15 protein-coding genes are annotated in these 15,816 nt (G+C 72.4%); 6 read left to right on the forward strand and 9 right to left on the reverse strand.

Annotated elements, in window-relative coordinates; genetic code table 11:
* Window positions 1-8: 8 nt before the first annotated feature.
* Together N555_RS0110155 and N555_RS0110160 are read left to right on the forward strand one after the other, a co-directional pair.
* Entirely contained in the window at window positions 9-1,307 is a 1,299-nt protein-coding gene (locus tag N555_RS0110155; RefSeq protein ID WP_156036306.1) for an NAD(P)H-dependent amine dehydrogenase family protein, read from the forward strand.
* Entirely contained in the window at window positions 1,304-2,083 is a 780-nt protein-coding gene (locus N555_RS0110160; RefSeq protein ID WP_029431380.1) for an enoyl-CoA hydratase/isomerase family protein, read from the forward strand. Before N555_RS0110155 ends, N555_RS0110160 begins: the two co-directional genes overlap by 4 nt.
* Window positions 2,084-2,134: 51 nt before the next feature.
* Here N555_RS0110160 and N555_RS0110165 read toward each other — a convergent pair whose 3' ends face one another.
* The 6 genes from N555_RS0110165 to N555_RS0110190 form a co-directional block, all read right to left on the reverse strand.
* Entirely contained in the window at window positions 2,135-4,012 is a 1,878-nt protein-coding gene (locus tag N555_RS0110165) for a flavin-containing monooxygenase (protein WP_081866121.1), read from the reverse strand.
* Between the two features lie 94 nt (window positions 4,013-4,106).
* Complete coding sequence (locus N555_RS0110170) at window positions 4,107-5,747, reverse strand: FAD-dependent oxidoreductase (RefSeq protein WP_029431382.1); 1,641 nt, start codon at window positions 5,745-5,747, stop codon at window positions 4,107-4,109.
* A 115-nt stretch (window positions 5,748-5,862) separates the two neighbouring features.
* Complete coding sequence (locus N555_RS0110175) at window positions 5,863-6,066, reverse strand: ferredoxin (RefSeq protein WP_051683930.1); 204 nt, start codon at window positions 6,064-6,066, stop codon at window positions 5,863-5,865.
* Between the two features lie 23 nt (window positions 6,067-6,089).
* A complete protein-coding gene (locus tag N555_RS0110180) occupies window positions 6,090-7,367 on the reverse strand; it encodes a cytochrome P450 (protein ID WP_029431384.1) in 1,278 nt (425 codons plus the stop codon).
* A 79-nt stretch (window positions 7,368-7,446) separates the two neighbouring features.
* Window positions 7,447-8,097, reverse strand: a complete 651-nt coding sequence (locus tag N555_RS25840) for a carboxymuconolactone decarboxylase family protein (protein WP_156036307.1) — start codon at window positions 8,095-8,097, stop codon at window positions 7,447-7,449.
* A gap of 319 nt (window positions 8,098-8,416) precedes the next feature.
* On the reverse strand, window positions 8,417-9,700 hold the full coding sequence (locus tag N555_RS0110190; protein ID WP_034509718.1) for an amidohydrolase family protein: 1,284 nt from the start codon (window positions 9,698-9,700) through the stop codon (window positions 8,417-8,419).
* Between the two features lie 330 nt (window positions 9,701-10,030).
* Between N555_RS0110190 and N555_RS0110195 the strand changes: the two genes are divergently transcribed.
* Genes N555_RS0110195 through N555_RS0110205 form a run of 3 tightly spaced genes read left to right on the forward strand, consistent with a single transcriptional unit; the run spans window position 10,031 to window position 12,658 of the window.
* Complete coding sequence (locus N555_RS0110195; protein ID WP_029431387.1) at window positions 10,031-10,222, forward strand: ferredoxin; 192 nt, start codon at window positions 10,031-10,033, stop codon at window positions 10,220-10,222.
* Between the two features lie 31 nt (window positions 10,223-10,253).
* Window positions 10,254-11,636, forward strand: coding sequence for a cytochrome P450 (locus N555_RS0110200; protein WP_029431388.1), 1,383 nt, complete (start codon window positions 10,254-10,256; stop codon window positions 11,634-11,636).
* Between the two features lie 14 nt (window positions 11,637-11,650).
* Window positions 11,651-12,658: an aldo/keto reductase gene (locus N555_RS0110205; RefSeq protein WP_029431389.1), complete on the forward strand. Its 1,008-nt coding sequence runs from the start codon at window positions 11,651-11,653 to the stop codon at window positions 12,656-12,658.
* Between the two features lie 3 nt (window positions 12,659-12,661).
* Here the strand turns inward: N555_RS0110205 and N555_RS26785 are convergent, their stop codons facing one another.
* Together N555_RS26785 and N555_RS0110215 are read right to left on the reverse strand one after the other, a co-directional pair.
* The gene (locus tag N555_RS26785; protein WP_051683932.1) at window positions 12,662-13,135 is read right to left on the reverse strand and encodes a VOC family protein; all 474 of its coding nucleotides are present in this window, start codon (window positions 13,133-13,135) and stop codon (window positions 12,662-12,664) included.
* A gap of 61 nt (window positions 13,136-13,196) precedes the next feature.
* The gene (locus tag N555_RS0110215) at window positions 13,197-14,477 is read right to left on the reverse strand and encodes an acyl-CoA dehydrogenase family protein (protein ID WP_029431391.1); all 1,281 of its coding nucleotides are present in this window, start codon (window positions 14,475-14,477) and stop codon (window positions 13,197-13,199) included.
* Between the two features lie 261 nt (window positions 14,478-14,738).
* Between N555_RS0110215 and N555_RS0110220 the strand changes: the two genes are divergently transcribed.
* Entirely contained in the window at window positions 14,739-15,545 is an 807-nt protein-coding gene (locus N555_RS0110220; RefSeq protein WP_051683933.1) for an SDR family NAD(P)-dependent oxidoreductase, read from the forward strand.
* On the opposite strand, the gene N555_RS26790 is transcribed toward N555_RS0110220, so the two are convergent.
* Complete coding sequence (locus tag N555_RS26790; protein WP_156036308.1) at window positions 15,454-15,816, reverse strand: ArsR/SmtB family transcription factor; 363 nt, start codon at window positions 15,814-15,816, stop codon at window positions 15,454-15,456. The two genes, N555_RS0110220 and N555_RS26790, sit on opposite strands and share 92 nt — an antisense overlap.

Raw genomic sequence — 15,816 nt, forward strand, 5'->3', positions numbered from 1 at the left:
GGAGAGACATGGACGAGAGCACCCCCCGACCCATCCGCGTGGTCCAGTGGGCGACCGGCAACATCGGCTCCCGCGCACTGCGCGCGGTGCTGGCGCACCCCGACCTGGAACTGGCGGGCGTGTACGTCACGAACCCCGACAAGGTGGGCCGGGACGCCGGCGACCTGGCGGGCAGCGGCACCACGACGGGCGTGCTGGCCACCGACGACGCCGACGCGATCGTGGCCCTCGACGCCGACGTCGCGCTGTACATGCCGCTGCGCTGCGACTTCGACGAGGTCTGCCGGCTGCTCGCGTCCGGCAAGGACGTCGTCACCACGCGCGGGGAGTTCCACCACCCCGCGAGCCTCGCCCCCGACGTGCGCGCCCGCGTCGAGCAGGCATGCGCGGAGGGTGGCACCTCGATCCACGCGACCGGCAGCAGCCCCGGGTTCATCACCGAGGCCATCCCCCTGGTGCTGACCTCGATCGTGCGCCGGCTGGACCACCTCTCCATCGACGAGTACGCGAACCTCGAGCAGCGCAACTCCCCCGCGCTGCTGTTCGACATCATGGGCTTCGGCAAGCGGCCGGAGGAGCTGGGGAAGAAGCGGGCCGCGCACCTCGCGGCGGCGTTCGGGCCGTCCCTGCGCGTCACCGCCGAGGCCCTGGGGCTGCCGCTGGACAGCATCGAGGCCACCGAGGAGCTGGCGCTCGCCACGCGCGACGTGCAGATCGCGGCCGGCACCGTCGCCGCGGGCACCGTCGCGGGTCAGCGGACGGTCATCTCCGGGATGCGCGACGGCGTCGAACTCATCCGCTTCCGGGCCAACTGGATCTGCACGACGGAGATCGACGCGGACTGGGACATGCAGGCCACGGGCTGGCGGGTGCAGATGGCCGGCGACACGCCTCTCGACGTCCGCCTCGAGTTCGACGTCCCCCCGGAGCGGATGGCCGAGTACTCCCCCGGCTACACCGCCCACCGCGCCGTCAACGCCATCGCGGCGGTGCGCGCCGCGGCGCCGGGGATCCGCACCAGCGTCGACCTGCCGCAGGTCGTGGCGTCGCTGGGCAGCGCACCGATCAGCGACGCCGAGGCGGCGGAGCTCGCCGGGCTGGTGACCGCCGGCGGTCAGGACCCCAACTTCCTCCCGGTGGAGGCCGACCGGCTCGCCGAGGAGCACGCGGCGCACACCGCTCACCGGGGCGACGACGAGGCGGCCACGGGACTGGTCGGCACGCCCAGCCACGACCCGAACTTCCTCCCGGTCGAGACCGGACGCGTCACCGGCGACGACGACGCCGGGGACCTGCAGCGGTCGTGAGCGACGACCTGGGCACGCCCTTCCTCCGGCTGACCCGCGAGGGGCCGGTGGCCTGGTGCGTGATCGATCGCCCGGCCTCGCGCAACGCCCTGACGTCGGCCATGTACTACGGGATCAAGCGGGCCGTGTACCTGGTGGACGCCGACCCGGACCTGGCGGCGCTGGTCATCACCGGCACCGGAGACGTCTTCGCTCCCGGCGGCGACCTCGGCGGCGGATCGGCCGAGGGCGAACAGCCGGTGCCGGCGATGGGTCCGGACACGTTGCCCTTCACGGCGATCCGGGACAGCCGCGCGCCGGTGGTCGCCGCGGTCAACGGCATCTGCCAGGGCGGCGGCCTGCTCGTCGCGATGATGGCCGACATCGCGGTCGTCAGTGACCGGGCGACGTTCCGCGTCCCGGAGCTGCTGCGCGGCATCCCGGACGCCACGTTCGCCGCCACGCTGCCCGCGCACGTGGGCGTCGCCGTCGCGCGCGACCTGCTGCTCTCGGCGCGCCGGTTCGACGCGGCCGAGGCCCTGCGGCTCGGGCTGATCTCGCGGGTGGTCCCGCACGACGCCCTGCGGACGGCGGCGCTGGAGGCGGTCGCCCAGGTCCTGCGGACCGCCCCGGCAGCGCGCGCCCAGGTCAAGCGGATGCTCAACGAGCACTACCCGCCGACCGACCACCTGACGATGTTCGCCGCGCTCGCGGAGTCCCCGGAGCCGCGCGAGGGCATGCGGGCGTTCATGGAGAAGCGCCCACCCGCCTGGGTCCCGCCGGACCTGCCGTCCTGACGGCGGTCCCGGGGTGTCCGCGCCGACCGGCGCGGACACCCCGGGCCCGGTTCAGCCGAGGGCCGGGGTCACCGCGTCGGAGTCCGCGCGGTCGTGCGGCGCGAAGCCGGCCCGCGCGGCCCACGCCGGGTCCTCGCCGGGGTCGACGGGCTCGATGCCCTCCTCGATGGCCTTGATCTGCAGCGCCATGAACTTCGAGTAGTAGCGCGCCATCCGGATGAAGCCGGTGCCGAACCACAGCCCCGGCTGGGCCGATCGCCGCCAGGTGTTCGCGTACTCGCCGTCCGCCGCGCGGCCGTAGGCCTTGTCGATCCTCGCCGCCGCGGTGCCGAGGGTGGGCCGGATGGACGCCCACAGCCAGTCGTAGCCCGTCGCGAAGACGATGAGGTCCAGCTGCAGCTCGGAGCCGTCGCTGAAGACGCCGGTCCGCCCGTCCCGGATCTCGACGAGCTCCACACCCTGCTTGACCTTGATCGTCCCGTCGGCGATCAGCTGGGCCGCGCCGATGTTGATGTGGTAGCTGTCCTTGCCGACCGCGATGGAGCCGTAGATCCCCCCGCCGTCGGCACCCCAGTCCAGCTTGAAGCCGCGGGCCACGAGCGCGTCGAGCAGCTCCTGGTCATCTTTCGCCGCCAGCTTCACCAGCTTCTTCTGCAGCTCGTCGGACAGCGCGTTCGGCAGCGCATAGGCCATCTGGTCGGCGTAGTCCGGCGGCACGGTGGTGTCCTCGTGGAACAGCCCGGCCCAGATCTTGTGGTAGGTCGGGAAGTCCACGACGTAGGTGGAGCTGCGCTGCAGCAGCGTCACGTCGGTGCCGTGCTCGGCGAGGTCGTGCGCGATCTCGTGGCCGCTCACACCGGCTCCGACCACGAGGGCGGTCTTGCCCGGGTGGCGGTCGCCGTCCTGGAACGCGTCGGAGTGCGTGTACACGCCGGTGAAGGTCTCCAGCCCCTTGATCGCGGGGATCCGGGGGTTGCCGTAGAGGCCGGCGGCGACGACGAAGTGCCGCGGGTGCAGCTCCCGGATCGAGCCGTCCTCCCGGCGGACGCGGACCGTCCAGCGCTGGGCCGACTCGTCGTAGTGCGCGTTGACGAACGTGGTCGAGGTCCACACGTTCAGGTCCAGCAGCGTCACGTAGGACTCGAGGAACTCCGCGAACTTGTCCTTCGGCGTGTGCTCGGTCCAGGTCGGCGGGAGCGGCAGGTAGGGCAGGTGGTCGCCGTACACGCTGCTGTGCAGCGCGAGCGAGGCGTAGCGCTTGCGCCAGGTGTCCCCGACCCGCGCCTCGCGGTCGATCACCAGCGTCGGCACGTCCAGTGCCTGCAGCCGCGCGGCGATGGACAGCCCGTTGTGCCCGGCGCCGAGCACGAGCACCGCCGGCTCGGAGTCCTCGAAGGCCAGCTGCTTCTGCCGGTCGGCGCTCCAGCGGGTGCGGTTGGGGACGTTGCCGTGGACCTTCCCGGTCGGGCGGTGGTGACGGATCCGCTCGGGGTGGCCCTGCAGCCCCTCCACCTGGCTCTGGAACACGGTCGCCAGCGGGCGCCCGGTCGCCGTGCTGAGCCGGACGTGGCCCCGGTCCACCCGGTCCCTGGTGGTGAAGTCGAAGAAGGCCGCGATCTCGCCGTTGAAGACGAAGGCCGGCTGGTCGGTGTTCAGCCGGAAGTCCCGGGCCTCGGCCGCCTTCGCGAGCTCCAGCAGCCGCGGGACCAGCTCCGCCCGGCCGATCTTGTGGCTGAAGTCCCACGTGAAGGCCATGAAGTCCCGCCAGGAGGCGTCCTCCGCGAACAGGGCCTCGAGCTCCGGGGCGGACCCGCGCTCGAGCGCCGCCCCCAGGGCCGCGACCCAGGCGGCGGCGACGGCGGCCACGTCGTCGGTGGACGCGGCCTGCGACGCGAGGTCCTGGGTGCTCTGCTGCAGTGTGTCGGTCACTGTTCCTGTCCTCCGGACGGGTTCTCGGTCTCGGTTCGGGGAGCGCCCGCACGCGCCTGCGCGATGAGCGGGCGGCAGGGGCTCGGGGACGTGGTCACGGGGTGCCCGCCGCGGCGACGGCCGCGCGGTCGCGGACGGCGGCCCGCCCGGCGTAGAGGCCCCACACGCCGGCCACCGCGAGCGTCGCCCCGGCGCCGCCGTAGACCATGCCGGCCGGGCTGGCCATCGCGTTGCCGGCCGCGTACAGCCCGCCGATGACGTCGCCGTCGACGTCGAGGACCCGCCCCTCGCGGTCGGTGCGCGGGCCGCCCTTGGTGCCCAGCGCGGAGATCGCCACCTCGACGCCGTAGAACGGGCCGGTCTCCACCGGGCCCAGCGTCGAGAACGGCGAGTCGGGGTCGCCCATCCGGCCGCCGGGGAAGCGGTCGAACGCGCTCTCCCCCCGACCGAAGTCCGGGTCGACCCCGGCACGGGCGTTCTCGTTGAACCGGTCGACCGTGGCGCGGAACTCGCCTGCCGGGACCCCGAGGGCCTCGGCGAGCTCCTCCAGCGTGTCGGCGCGGGTCACCCAGGCCGGCAGCTCGGCGCCCGGGGCACCGCCGAGGACGCCGAACCGGTCGACGGTGGACCGGTCGAACACCATGTACGCCGGCACGTTGAGGTAGTCCAGCTTCGACTCGTCGAGCCGGTGGAAGGCGCCGCCGATGGCGTTGTAGTTCGCGGCCTCGTTGGCGAAGCGGCGGCCGTAGCGGTTGACCATGATGGCGCCGGGCAGCGCCCGCTCCCGCGAGGCGAGCAGGCCGTTGCGCCCGCCGTCGCGACGCGTCCCCGGCGACAGCACGATCGGCGACCACCAGGCCTCGCGCATGTTGCCCAGCTGCGCGCCGATGCGCATGGCCATGCGCAGACCGTCGCCCGTGTCGGTCGGCGCACCGAACGGCTCGGTGAGCGGCCCGCGCAGGAAGTCGCGGACCAGGGCGCGGTCGTACTCGAAACCGCCGGTCGCCAGGACGACGGCGCCGGCCCGGAGGCCGTGCACGCCGTCGGCGTCCTCGACCTCGACCCCGGTGACGGCGCCGTCCTCGGTCAGCAGGCGCAGGCCGCGGGTCCGGGTCGCGATGTGCACACCCCGCTCCAGGCACGCCTTGAGCAGGCCGCCGACGAGCGCCCGGCCCAGGCCCTCGAGCCGGGCCTCCTCACGCTCGGCGAGCACCTCCGGCGTCAGCGAGCCGGTCCCCCCGCCCAGCGGCGTCTCGGCGATGAGCATCCGGCGGACGTCACCGGCGATGCGGTCGACCCACTCCTCCATGCCCACGAACGAGAAGAAGTCCGGCTCGATCGAGCGGCCCCCGCCGGGCATGCCACCGGGGTGCTCCGGGTGGTAGTCGGGATAGCCCTCCACCAGGCGCAGCCGCAGCTCGGTGTTCGCCTCGAGGAAGTCGACGAACTGCGGGCCGCCGTCGACCAGCGCCTCGGCGAGCTCGGGGAGGATCAGCCCGTTGGACAGGCTGGCCAGGTACTCCAGACCGCGCTCGCGGGAGTCCTCGATCCCCGCCGCGCGGGCCGGCTGGTTGTCGGGGAACCAGATCGTTCCGCCGGACAGCGCCGTCGTCCCGCCGAGCAGCTCCGCCTTCTCGAAGAGCGCGACACTGCCGCCCTCCACAGCCGCCGCGAGGGCCGTGGTCAGCCCCGCCGCTCCCGATCCGAGGACCACCACGTCGTAGGTCTGTCGCATCGCACGCCCTCACCGCTCCGGGGATCTGCGTTCGCAGTTTGCACAGCAATGTTCATAGATAGCTACAGGCGAGAGTAGGCAGCGGTCCCGGCGCCCGCAAGGGCCCTCGGGAGGCTCAGTCGTCGTCCTCGCCGGCCACGCTGAGGGCCCCGGTCGGGCACGCCGAGATGGCGTCCCGGACCTCCTCCTCGGTGCCGCCGTCCGGGTCGAGGACGTAGGCGATGGTCGCGTCGTCCTGGGCGAAGGTCCGCGGCGCGTAGATGGTGCACTGACCCGACCCCATGCACAGGTCGCGGTCCACACGGATGTCCAGGGTCACCGGCCCTCCTCGGTCGGTCGCCGTCACTGGGTGAACTCGAGGTGCAGCGTCATCAGGCCGCGGAACATGAACGTCGGCATGTAGTCGTAGTGGCGCGCGCCGGCCGGGCCGTGGTGGGCCTCGGAGATGGCGATGTCCGTGGTCCGGTCGAACAGCCGCTCGATGGAGATGCGGACCTCCGAGCGCGCCAGCGGCGCCCCCGGGCAGGTGTGCACGCCGTGGCCGAAGGCCACGTGCCGCCGGACGTTGGGCCGCTCGAGGTGGAACTCCATCGGGTCCTCGAACTGGCGGGGGTCGCGGTTGGCCGCCCCGTTCGCCAGGAAGACGCGCGTGCCGGCCTTCAGCTCGACGCCGCCGAGGGTCGTCGTCCTGCGGACGAGGCGGAAGGCGCCCTTGATCGGCCCCTGGGTCCGCAACACCTCCTCGAGGAAGCGTGGGATCAGCGCACGGTCGGCGCGCAGCGCCTTCTGCAGCTCGGGGTCCTCGGCGATGATCTGCAGGGCGGTGCCCAGCAGCCGGACGGTGGTCTCCTGGCCGGCGGCGAAGAGGTTGGACGCGATGCGCGCGACCTCGATCGGCTCCGGCACGGTGCCGTCGGGGAACGTCGACTGGGCCATCCCGGTGAGGACGTCGCTGCGCGGCTCGCGCCGGCGGTCCTCGATCGCCGCGACGAAGTAGTCGTACAGGGGGGCCAGCGAGTGGTGGGCCGACTTGTCGTGCAGTTCGGTGCTGCCCACGACTCCGCCGCCACCCATCCCGACCAGGGAGAGCAGCCGCTGGTGGTCGGACTCGGGCACCCCGAGCAGGTCGGCGATGATCAGCAACGTGTAGGGCTGGGCGTACTCGTCGATGTACTCGCAGGTGCCCTCGGCGAGGACCACGTCGAGCTGGCGGTCCGTCTGCCGCCAGATGAACTCCTCGTTCTGCTGCAGCCGCTTGGGGGTGATGAGCCCCATCAGCAGGGCGCGGTGCGCCGTGTGCAGGGGCGGGTCCCAGGCGACGATCTGGTCGGACTGCGGCCACGCCGAGCGGTGCTCCTCGACGAGGGCGGTGATGTCGTCACCGGACACCTCGACGTCCGCGGGGAAGGGCGATCGGGGCCCGGCGACGATGTTGGCCGAGGAGAAGGTGTCGGGGTCCCGCCAGACCGCGAGCGCCTCCTCGAACCCGGAGACGATGGCGCAGCCGTACCGCGGCTCGATGTACACCGGGGCGGCGCGCACGAGGGCGTCGTAGTAGGCGTAGGGGTCCAGCGCCGTGGCCTGGTCGGTGAAGTGGTCGATCGCGGTCACGTCGGTCATGCGTCGGCTCCAGTCGTGCTGTCAGCGGTCGTCGGGAGGGGGACGTGCGCCGGGGAGGTGTCCCGCGCGCCAGAAGGGGTCATCGACGCTCCTCCGGCGCGAACCCCTGGGCGCCGTCGTCGAGCTCGACGCCGAAGTTCTCGAGGGCCAACCCGAGCGCGTCGTAGGCGGCGACGGTGAAGACGAGGTCCATCACCTGCCGGCGGTCGAGGCGCTCCGACAGCGCCGCCCACACGTCGTCGCTGACGTAGCGGGTCGCGCACAGCTGGTCGACCGCGCGCAGCACGAGGGCGTCGGTGGCGTCCCAGACCGGGGAGTCGGGCCCCTCCTCCAGCGCGGCGATCTCCTCCTCGCTGATCCCCAGGCGTCGCGCCATGGCCACGTGCTGGGCCCACTCGTACTCGCTGCGCCGCAACCAGGCGGTCCGCACCGTGACCATCTCGCGGACGCGCGGCGACAGGGTGGAGGTGAAGAGGTGGTTCTGGAAGTGGAACCAGCCCGCCATGAGATCCGGGTGCTGGCTGAGGACGCCGATCAGGTTGCCCGGCTTGCGGCTGCGCCGTCGGGCCTTCGCCTCGTCAGCGGCGGCCGCGGCCGCCTCGGCCGTCGGCGCCCCGTCGCCCGTCCGCGCGAGGGGCTCGTCCCTCGGAGGCCGCAGCACGCGCACGGCGGCGAGCACCTCCGGACCCCACTGGTCGACCGGGAGGGGTGGGACGCGGGGCTCGCTCACGCGCCGCCCCCCGGGGCTGCGCCGCTGCGCCCGCCCTCCGGAACCGCTGCACTCCTCCGAGCTGCCACGTCCTCGCCCCACATCTGCGTCGATGTGCGCACCCGGACAGCAGCGCTGTCATCGAGGCGGCATTTCCGTACCGACCGGTTGGTCTAATTCAATCTGACAGACGTGCCGGGCACCGTCAAGGCGCCGCCGCCGCCTCGCCGGAGGGCGCGACGGGCACCGCTTCCCGGGCACGGCGACGAACCGCCCCGGGCCCGAGGTGGTCCTCGGATCCGGGGCGGTTCCCACCCGCCGTGGCGGGCATGTCAGCCGGTCAGACGGACGCCGGCTCCGGGGCCGGCGCCAGCTTCTTGCTGGTGTCGAGGCCGACGACCCCGGCGAGCGTCCCGCCGAGGATGGCGGCGCGGTCCTCGTCGGACACACCCTCGAAGTTCTCCGCGATGCAGTCCGCGCTCTCGCGGAAGGTGCCCTCGGCGTGCGGGTAGTCGTTGCCCCACATGATCGTCGACAGCCCGGTGATGTGGCGGGCCTTGACGGCCGTCGGGTCGTCGGCGAACTGCACGTGGATCTGGCGCTGCACGTACTCGCTGGGCTTGAGCGGCAGCGGCCACTTGGTGTTGATGTTGAACAGGCGGCCCATCGTGGGCTGGTCGGTCGGCGGGCGCGAGTCGTCCCAGAAGCCGAGCCACCAGTTCTCGTCCTGCCCGGTGCCCTTGCGCCAGGCCCGGTCCATGAAACCCATGTAGGACACCAGCCAGCCGGCGCTGAACTCGACCAGGTTGAAGTGCAGGTTCGGGAAGCGCTCGCAGGCGCCGCTGCTGATCAGGGCGGCGATGATGTTCTGCGGGCTGGCCGCACCGGTGTTGCCGCCGCCCCGCGTGCGCTGGGTCGCCATCTGGTCGGTCAGCTGACCCTTGCCCATGTTGACGGCCATCATCAGGCCCTTGACGGTGCTGGCGGTCTGGGACTGCCCCTCGTCCACCTTCACGCCACCGGTGGCGACGTGGAAGAAGACGGGCAGGCCGTGCGCCTGGGCCGCCGCCCACACCGGGTCGTACTCGCGCGACCAGTAGGGCATCGGCGGGACCTCGGGCAGCAGGACGGCCTTGAAGCCCAGCCGGGCCACGCGCTCGATCTCGGCGACCGCGTCAGGGATGTGCGTGAGCGGGATGGCCGCCGTCGGGACCATGCGGTTGCCGTACGGCAGGTACCGCTCGGCGACCCAGTCGTTGTAGACGCGAGCGTGCGCCATCGAGAGCTCGTGGTCGTCGGTGAAGAGCACGAACAGCGACAGGTTCGGGAACATCACCGCGGCGTCGACGCCGTCGAGGTCCATGTCGCGCATGATGTGCTCGGGCTCCCCGTCCGGGGTCGGGCCGCCCTTCTGCCGGTACTTCGAGATCGTCCAGCCGTCGAAGCCGATGGTGTGCAGCTTCTTGAACTCGGTGTGACCCCCCGGGACGATCGGCTCGTCGAGGGAGAACTCCTCCTCCCACAGCGCGCGCTCGCGCAGGTGGACGGGCAGCCGGGTCTTGAACAGGTCGACGGGCTCGATGATGTGCGCGTCCCCCGACACGACGAACTCCTTGAAGGCCACGGCGATCCTCTCGCTATTTGCACACCATTGGGCGACATCTGCATGGCCAAGGTAATGCAGCTCACGTGGCAGAGCAAGGGCCCAGGGGCACCGTGGCAGAGCGGGCGGCCTGATGACGTCGACCGACCGCCCGGCGCATCGGATCTGACTTCCCTCACGCCGACTCTGGCTATCCAGAACGTTGTTCTGGCATGCTCCCCGACGTCGAGAGACCTGGGCCACACCGGGCCGCGTTCCCCACCGGCCGGAGCGGCGCCGTGCGCCCTCCGGCCGGCCTGCTCGTCTCGGCACCAGCTCGGTCCGTCGTCCCCATCCCGCGAGGAGCCCGCCGTGAAGGTCACCGTCGACTCGACCGTCTGCCAGGGACACACGCTGTGCGCGATGACCGCGCCCGACCTCTTCGTCCTGAGCGACGAGGACGGGCACGCCGCCGCGGCCGTCGACGCCGTCCCGCCGGGGCGCGAGGAAGCCGCCCGGGAGGCGGCGCGGACCTGCCCCGAGCAGGCCGTCGCACTCAGCTGAGCCCACCCGTCATCGAGAGTTGGAGACAGCCATGAGCATCGACCAGATCGACCCCGGCTCCGTGGACGACGAGGCGCGCAGGCAGCCGCGGATCGACGTCGACCGGCACAGCACGGTCTGGCGGACGGCGTTCCGGGAGCTCGCCGACGAGCTGCCGGCGAACGCCCCGATCGCGTGGAACGAGACCTACGGCGGCTACTGGATGGTCACGGGGAACAAGGAGGTCTTCGACATCGTCCGTCGGGCCGACGTCCTCTCCAACGACAACGACATCCACCTGGAGCGCAAGGGCTACGACGGGATCTCGATCCCGCCGCCGCCGCGGGAGCAGCGCGTGGTGCGCGGCGGCATCCTCGAGATGGACCCGCCGGAGCAGCGGTACTACCGCAACGTCATGAACCCCTACCTGTCCCCGGCCGCCGTGGCCCGGTGGCAGCCGGTCATGGACGAGCTCGTGCGCGCGTGCATCGACGACCACATCGAGTCGGGGCGGATCGACTTCGTCGACGACCTGGCCAACATCGTCCCGGCGGTGCTGACGATGGCGATGCTGGGCCTGCCGCTCGAGGACTGGGTCGTCTACTGCGAGCCGTCGCACGCGACCGTCTACACCCACCCCGACGACCCGGACATCGGCCGGGTCCGCGAGCTCGGCATGCAGATGGGCATGCGTGCCATGCAGAGCATCGCCGAGCTGCGGGTCGCCCCCCGGCCGGGCCTCATCGACGGCCTCATCAGGGCCGACATCAGCGGGCACTCCCCCGACGACATGGAGGTGCTGTCCCAGGTCACGCTGCTCATCGGTGGCGGCTTCGACACGACCACCGCCCTCACCGCGCACGCCCTGGAGTGGCTGTCGGAGAACCCGGACCAGCGCGAGCGGCTGGTCCGCGAGTGGGACGACCTGCGCGACAGCGCGACCGAGGAGTTCCTCCGCTTCTACACGCCGGCCCCGGGCGATGGCCGGACGTTCTCCGCGGACGTGGAGATCGACGGGAAGCAGTTCAAGGAGGGCGAGCGGCTCTGGGTCGGCTGGGCGACGTCCAACCGCGATCCCGGTCTCTTCGAGGAGCCGCACAGCATCCAGCTGGACCGCAAGGGCAACCGGCACTCGAGCTTCGGCCTCGGCATCCACCGGTGCATCGGCTCCAACGTCGCCCGCGCGACCTTCAAGACGATGCTGAAGGGCGCCCTGGACCGGATGCCGGACTTCGTCTGCGACCCGTCCGGCGCCGTGCACTACGACACCACCGGGACGATCAACGGGATGAAGCACCTGCCGGCCACCTTCACCCCCGGCCGGCGTCTCGGCCCCGGCGTCACGGAGACCGTCGCCGGGCTGCAGCGGATCGTCGACGAGCAGCGGCTCGCCGAGCCGGTCACCGCCCGCAAGCAGGCCCGCCTCACCGACTGAACGAGAGCGCCCGCATGAGACGACGACGGATCGGCGACCTCGAGGTCTCAGTCCTCGGCATCGGCGGCAACACCTTCGGTACGGACTTCTTCGGTCCGGGCTGCGACGCCGGCACCGTCACCCGGATCCTGAGGACCGCGCTGGACGCCGGGGTGGACCTGGTCGACACCGCCGAGGAGTACAGCATCACGTCGTTCCTCGGCGAGGGTCACTCCGAGGAGCTGATCGGCCGGGCGCTCGGCTCGCGCCGGGACGAGGCGGTCATCTCGACCAAGTTCCTCGACGAGGACGCCGACGACCCGGACCGGCGCGGCGCGGCCCGCATCGTCGCCGCCGTCGAGGCCAGCCTGACCCGGTTGGGCACCGACCGCATCGACCTCTACCAGCAGCACTTCCCCGGCCCGGACACCCCGGTCGACGAGGTGTTGGAGGCGCTGACGCGGCTCGTCACGGACGGGAAGGTCCGCGAGATCGGCTGGTGCAACGCCACCGCCGAGCAGGTGGACGACGCCGCCGGGGTCGCGGCCCGGTCGGGCTGCCGCCCCTTCCGCTCCTGCCAGCTGCAGTTCAGCCTGCTGGAGCGGCCGGCCGACGAACTGCTCGGCGCGCTCGCCCGCAGCGACACCGCCGTCCTGGCCTACTTCCCGCTGGCCAGCGGGCTGCTGTCGGGGAAGTACTCCCGCGGGCTGCCCCCGCCGCCGGGCTCTCGGCTGGCCTCCGACGCCCTGGTGGCGACGATCCTCCGGGACGGGGCCATGTCGAGGCAGCCGCTGCTGTCCGACGCCCGGCTCGCCACCGTGGACGAGCTCGCCGCCTTCGCCGCCGACTCCGGCCACACGCTGCTGGAGCTGGCCCTCTCCTGGGTCGCCGCCCAGCCGGGGGTCGCCTCGGTGCTCACCGGCGTCACCCGGCCCGAGCAGGTGGCCGCCAACGCCGCCGCGATGGACTGGGACCTGACCCCGGACGACCTCGTCGCCGTCGACGCGATCGTCGCCCGTGAGGCGGGGGCGGCGGCCTCCTGACGCTCAGGCCGGTGCGGACCAGCCGGCCTCCATGCCGGCGCGCATCCCGGAGGAGACGAGCTCCAGGAAGATGCCCTGCGGGCCGCGGTTGAAGGCCACCGGTGCGACCGGGTCGCCGGGGAACGGGTACAGCAGGGCCTCCTGTCGGTAGCCGGCGTCGGCGAGCCGCCGGCTGTCGGCCATCGGGTCGTCGGACCAGAAGCCGAGGTGGTGCATGCCGCCGCCGGGCCGCCAGAAGGTGTCCGGCTTCATCACCGTCAGCTCGATGCGGACCGGGCCGGTGCGGGCGTAGACGGTGTCGAACCGCAGCGTCCGCCGGGTCCCCCGCAGGTCGACCGGGAACTCGGCCCGGCGGCGCTCCGCCCACTCGACCCCGAACAGCGTGCCGTACTCCTCCATCGCTGCGCCGACGTCCTCGACCACGATGCGCACGTGGTACGGCTCGCCGCCGAGCAGGCCGCTGACCTCGTCCAGCACGCCATCTCCTCCTGTCGGGACGACAGCGGGCGGGCGCGGGGAGCGCCCGCCCGCTGTCGCGTCAGACCAGCCCGAGGTCCTTGCGCGCCTGCTCGCGGCGGTGCGGCAGGAACTCGCTCGGCCACGTCGGGTCGGCCGCCGTGTAGCCGCGCAGCACCTGCTTGGCGAGCACGACCTGGTGGACCTCGGTCGGCCCGTCGGTCAGGGCCTGGATCTCGCCGCCGTGCAGGATCTGCATGAGTGGCAGCTCGTTGCTGATGCCGAGGGCGCCGTGCATGTGCACCGCACGCCGGCCGATGTCGTGGATCACCTTGCCGACCAGGACCTGGATCGCCGAGACGTCCTTGCGGATCGCGCGCCAGTCGTGGGTCTGGTCGTACTGCCAGGCGGTGTAGAGGACGTACAGCCGGAACTGGGCCAGCTCGGCGTAGGAGTTGGCGATGTCCATCTGGACGGCCTGCTTGTCGGCGAGCAGCTCACCCTTGGTGCGACGGGACAGCGCCCGCTCGGCCATCATGTCGATGGCCTTCTGGCAGCTGCCGATGGCCCGCATCGCCGCGTGCAGCCGGCCGCCGCCGAGCCGGGTCTGCGAGACGGCGAAGGCCTCCCCCGGCCGGCCGAGGATCGAGTCGGACGGCACCCGGGCGCCGCGGAACTCGATCAGCGCGTGCGCCCCGTCCTCCGGGGCGTCGCCCCACAGCCCGGTCTGGTGGACGAACGTCATCCCCGGGGTGTCCTTGGGGACGATGAACATCGACATGCGGCTGGTGAGCGGGGCGTCGGGATCGGTGACGGCCATGACGATCAGGAACTCGGCCCACCGCGCGTGCGAGGCCCAGTACTTGTCGCCGGTGATGACCCACTCCTCGCCGTCCCGGACGGCCTGGGTGGTGAACTGCGAGGGGTCGGCACCGCCGAGGGGCTCGGTCATCGCGAAGCACGACACGATGTCGCCGCCCAGCAGCGGCTGGAGGTACTCCGACTTCTGGTCCTCCGTGCCGTAGGCGGCGAGGATCTCGGCGTTGCCGGTGTCCGGCGCCATGGTGCCGAAGATCGAGGCGCCCCAGTTCGTGATCCCGATGACCTCGTGCAGCAGGGCCAGCTTGAGCTGCCCGTACCCCTGGCCGCCCAGGTCCGGACCGAGTTGCGTCGCCCACAGCCCGTGGTCGCGCACCTCCTGCTTCAACGGGTCGACGATCGCCTTGAGCTCGGGGCTCATCGGGCGCTTGAACTGCTCCTTCGGGAAGGCGTAGTCGAGGGGGACGACCTTCTCCTTCACGAACGTCCGGGCCCAGTCGAGCTTCTCCTGGTACTCCGGGTCGGTACTGAAGTCCCACGCCATTGCGGGCTCCTCTCCTGGTGGCCGGGTCCACCCGGCCACCATCGGTGGCGGCTCCCCGGCGTCCTGTCCAGCACAGTGGCAGAACATCGTTCTGGAGGGCAAGAACAGAAATCGAGCCCAAGACGCCCCGCGGCGAGCTCCCGCTCTTGTCCGAACGCCGTTCTGGCCGCTAGGAACAGTGTGTCGCCGGCCCCGTGGCCGGCCGGGGAGCGTGGGAATGACGCACGACGGGCTCATCATCGACGGCGGGTCCGGCACCCGATGACGATCGAGGGCGCGCGACGGGTCGCGTGGGTGACCGGGGCCAGCCGCGGGATGGGCGCGAACACCGCCGTGGAGCTCGCCCGCGCCGGGTTCGACGTGGCCCTCACCTCGCGGGACCAGGGCCGGCTCGACGCGGTGGCCGAGCAGGTGCGCGCGGTCGGCGGCGCCGCGCTGCCCCTCGCCGCCGATCTCACGGACCGGCGGGCCGTCGAGGCCTTCGCCCAGGCGGCCGCCGACCGGTTCGGCCGCTGCGACGTCCTGTGCAACATCGGCGTCTACCAGGGTCCGGCGATGCGGACGGTCGTGCTCGAGACCTCGCTGGACGAGCTCGCCGCGAGCCTGGAGGCCGACGTCGTCGCCCCTGCTCTCCTCTGCCGGCGGGCGGTGCCGCTGATGCTGGAACAGGGCGGCGGGACGGTCGTGAACATGAGCTCGAACGTGGTGGTGCTGGACCCGCGCGCCTCCGTGGCGACCACCGGGTGGAGCTTCGCCTACGCCGCCGGCAAGGCCGGGATCGACCGCCTGGCCCGGATCCTGGACGCGGAGCTGGGCGACCGGGGCATCCGGGCCTTCACCGTCCAGCCCGGCATGGTCGCCTACGGGGAGAAGCTCGCCGAGTTCCTGGCCAAGTACGCCGGCGCCCCGGTGTCGCCCCCGGAGGCGATCGGGCCGGGTGTCGTCTGGCTGGTCGAGTCCCCCGACGCCGACGCGCTCAGGACGACGCGGATCGACCTGCCGCGGTTGACCCACGAGCACGGGCTGCTTCCCGGCTGGGGCGGCCCCGGCTCCCCGCATCCCGCCTGACGAGCGCGATCGCGACGAGCTGGTCCTGCAGGTCGGCCAGGACGTCGCGCCGCAGCGCGTAGAAGGCGTTGCGCCCGCTGCGGCGCATCTGCACGACGTCGGCCGTGACGAGGATCTTGAGGTGGTAGCTGGCCGTGTCCGCCGGCAGGCCCATCGACTCCTCGAGCTCGCCGCGGGGCACTTCGTCGTGCCCGGCGATCAGCGTCAGCATGCGACAGCGCACGGGGTGGGCCAGCGCCCGGAACACCTCGACCGTCCGGTCCGCGTCCAC

Origin of the sequence: Blastococcus sp. URHD0036, assembly GCF_000701365.1 — a bacterium.
Classification (GTDB): domain Bacteria; phylum Actinomycetota; class Actinomycetes; order Mycobacteriales; family Geodermatophilaceae; genus Trujillonella.

Bases quoted from the DNA above. Each gene is read 5' to 3' on its own strand.
- N555_RS0110155 (WP_156036306.1), top strand. From the start codon at position 9: ATGGACGAGAGCACCCCCCGACCCATCCGCGTGGTCCAGTGGGCGACC.
- N555_RS0110180 (WP_029431384.1), bottom strand. From the start codon at position 7,367: ATGACCGACGTGACCGCGATCGACCACTTCACCGACCAGGCCACGGCG.
- N555_RS0110170 (WP_029431382.1), bottom strand. From the start codon at position 5,747: ATGCGACAGACCTACGACGTGGTGGTCCTCGGATCGGGAGCGGCGGGG.
- N555_RS0110205 (WP_029431389.1), top strand. From the start codon at position 11,651: ATGAGACGACGACGGATCGGCGACCTCGAGGTCTCAGTCCTCGGCATC.
- N555_RS0110215 (WP_029431391.1), bottom strand. From the start codon at position 14,477: ATGGCGTGGGACTTCAGTACCGACCCGGAGTACCAGGAGAAGCTCGAC.
- N555_RS0110200 (WP_029431388.1), top strand. From the start codon at position 10,254: ATGAGCATCGACCAGATCGACCCCGGCTCCGTGGACGACGAGGCGCGC.
- N555_RS0110220 (WP_051683933.1), top strand. From the start codon at position 14,739: ATGACGATCGAGGGCGCGCGACGGGTCGCGTGGGTGACCGGGGCCAGC.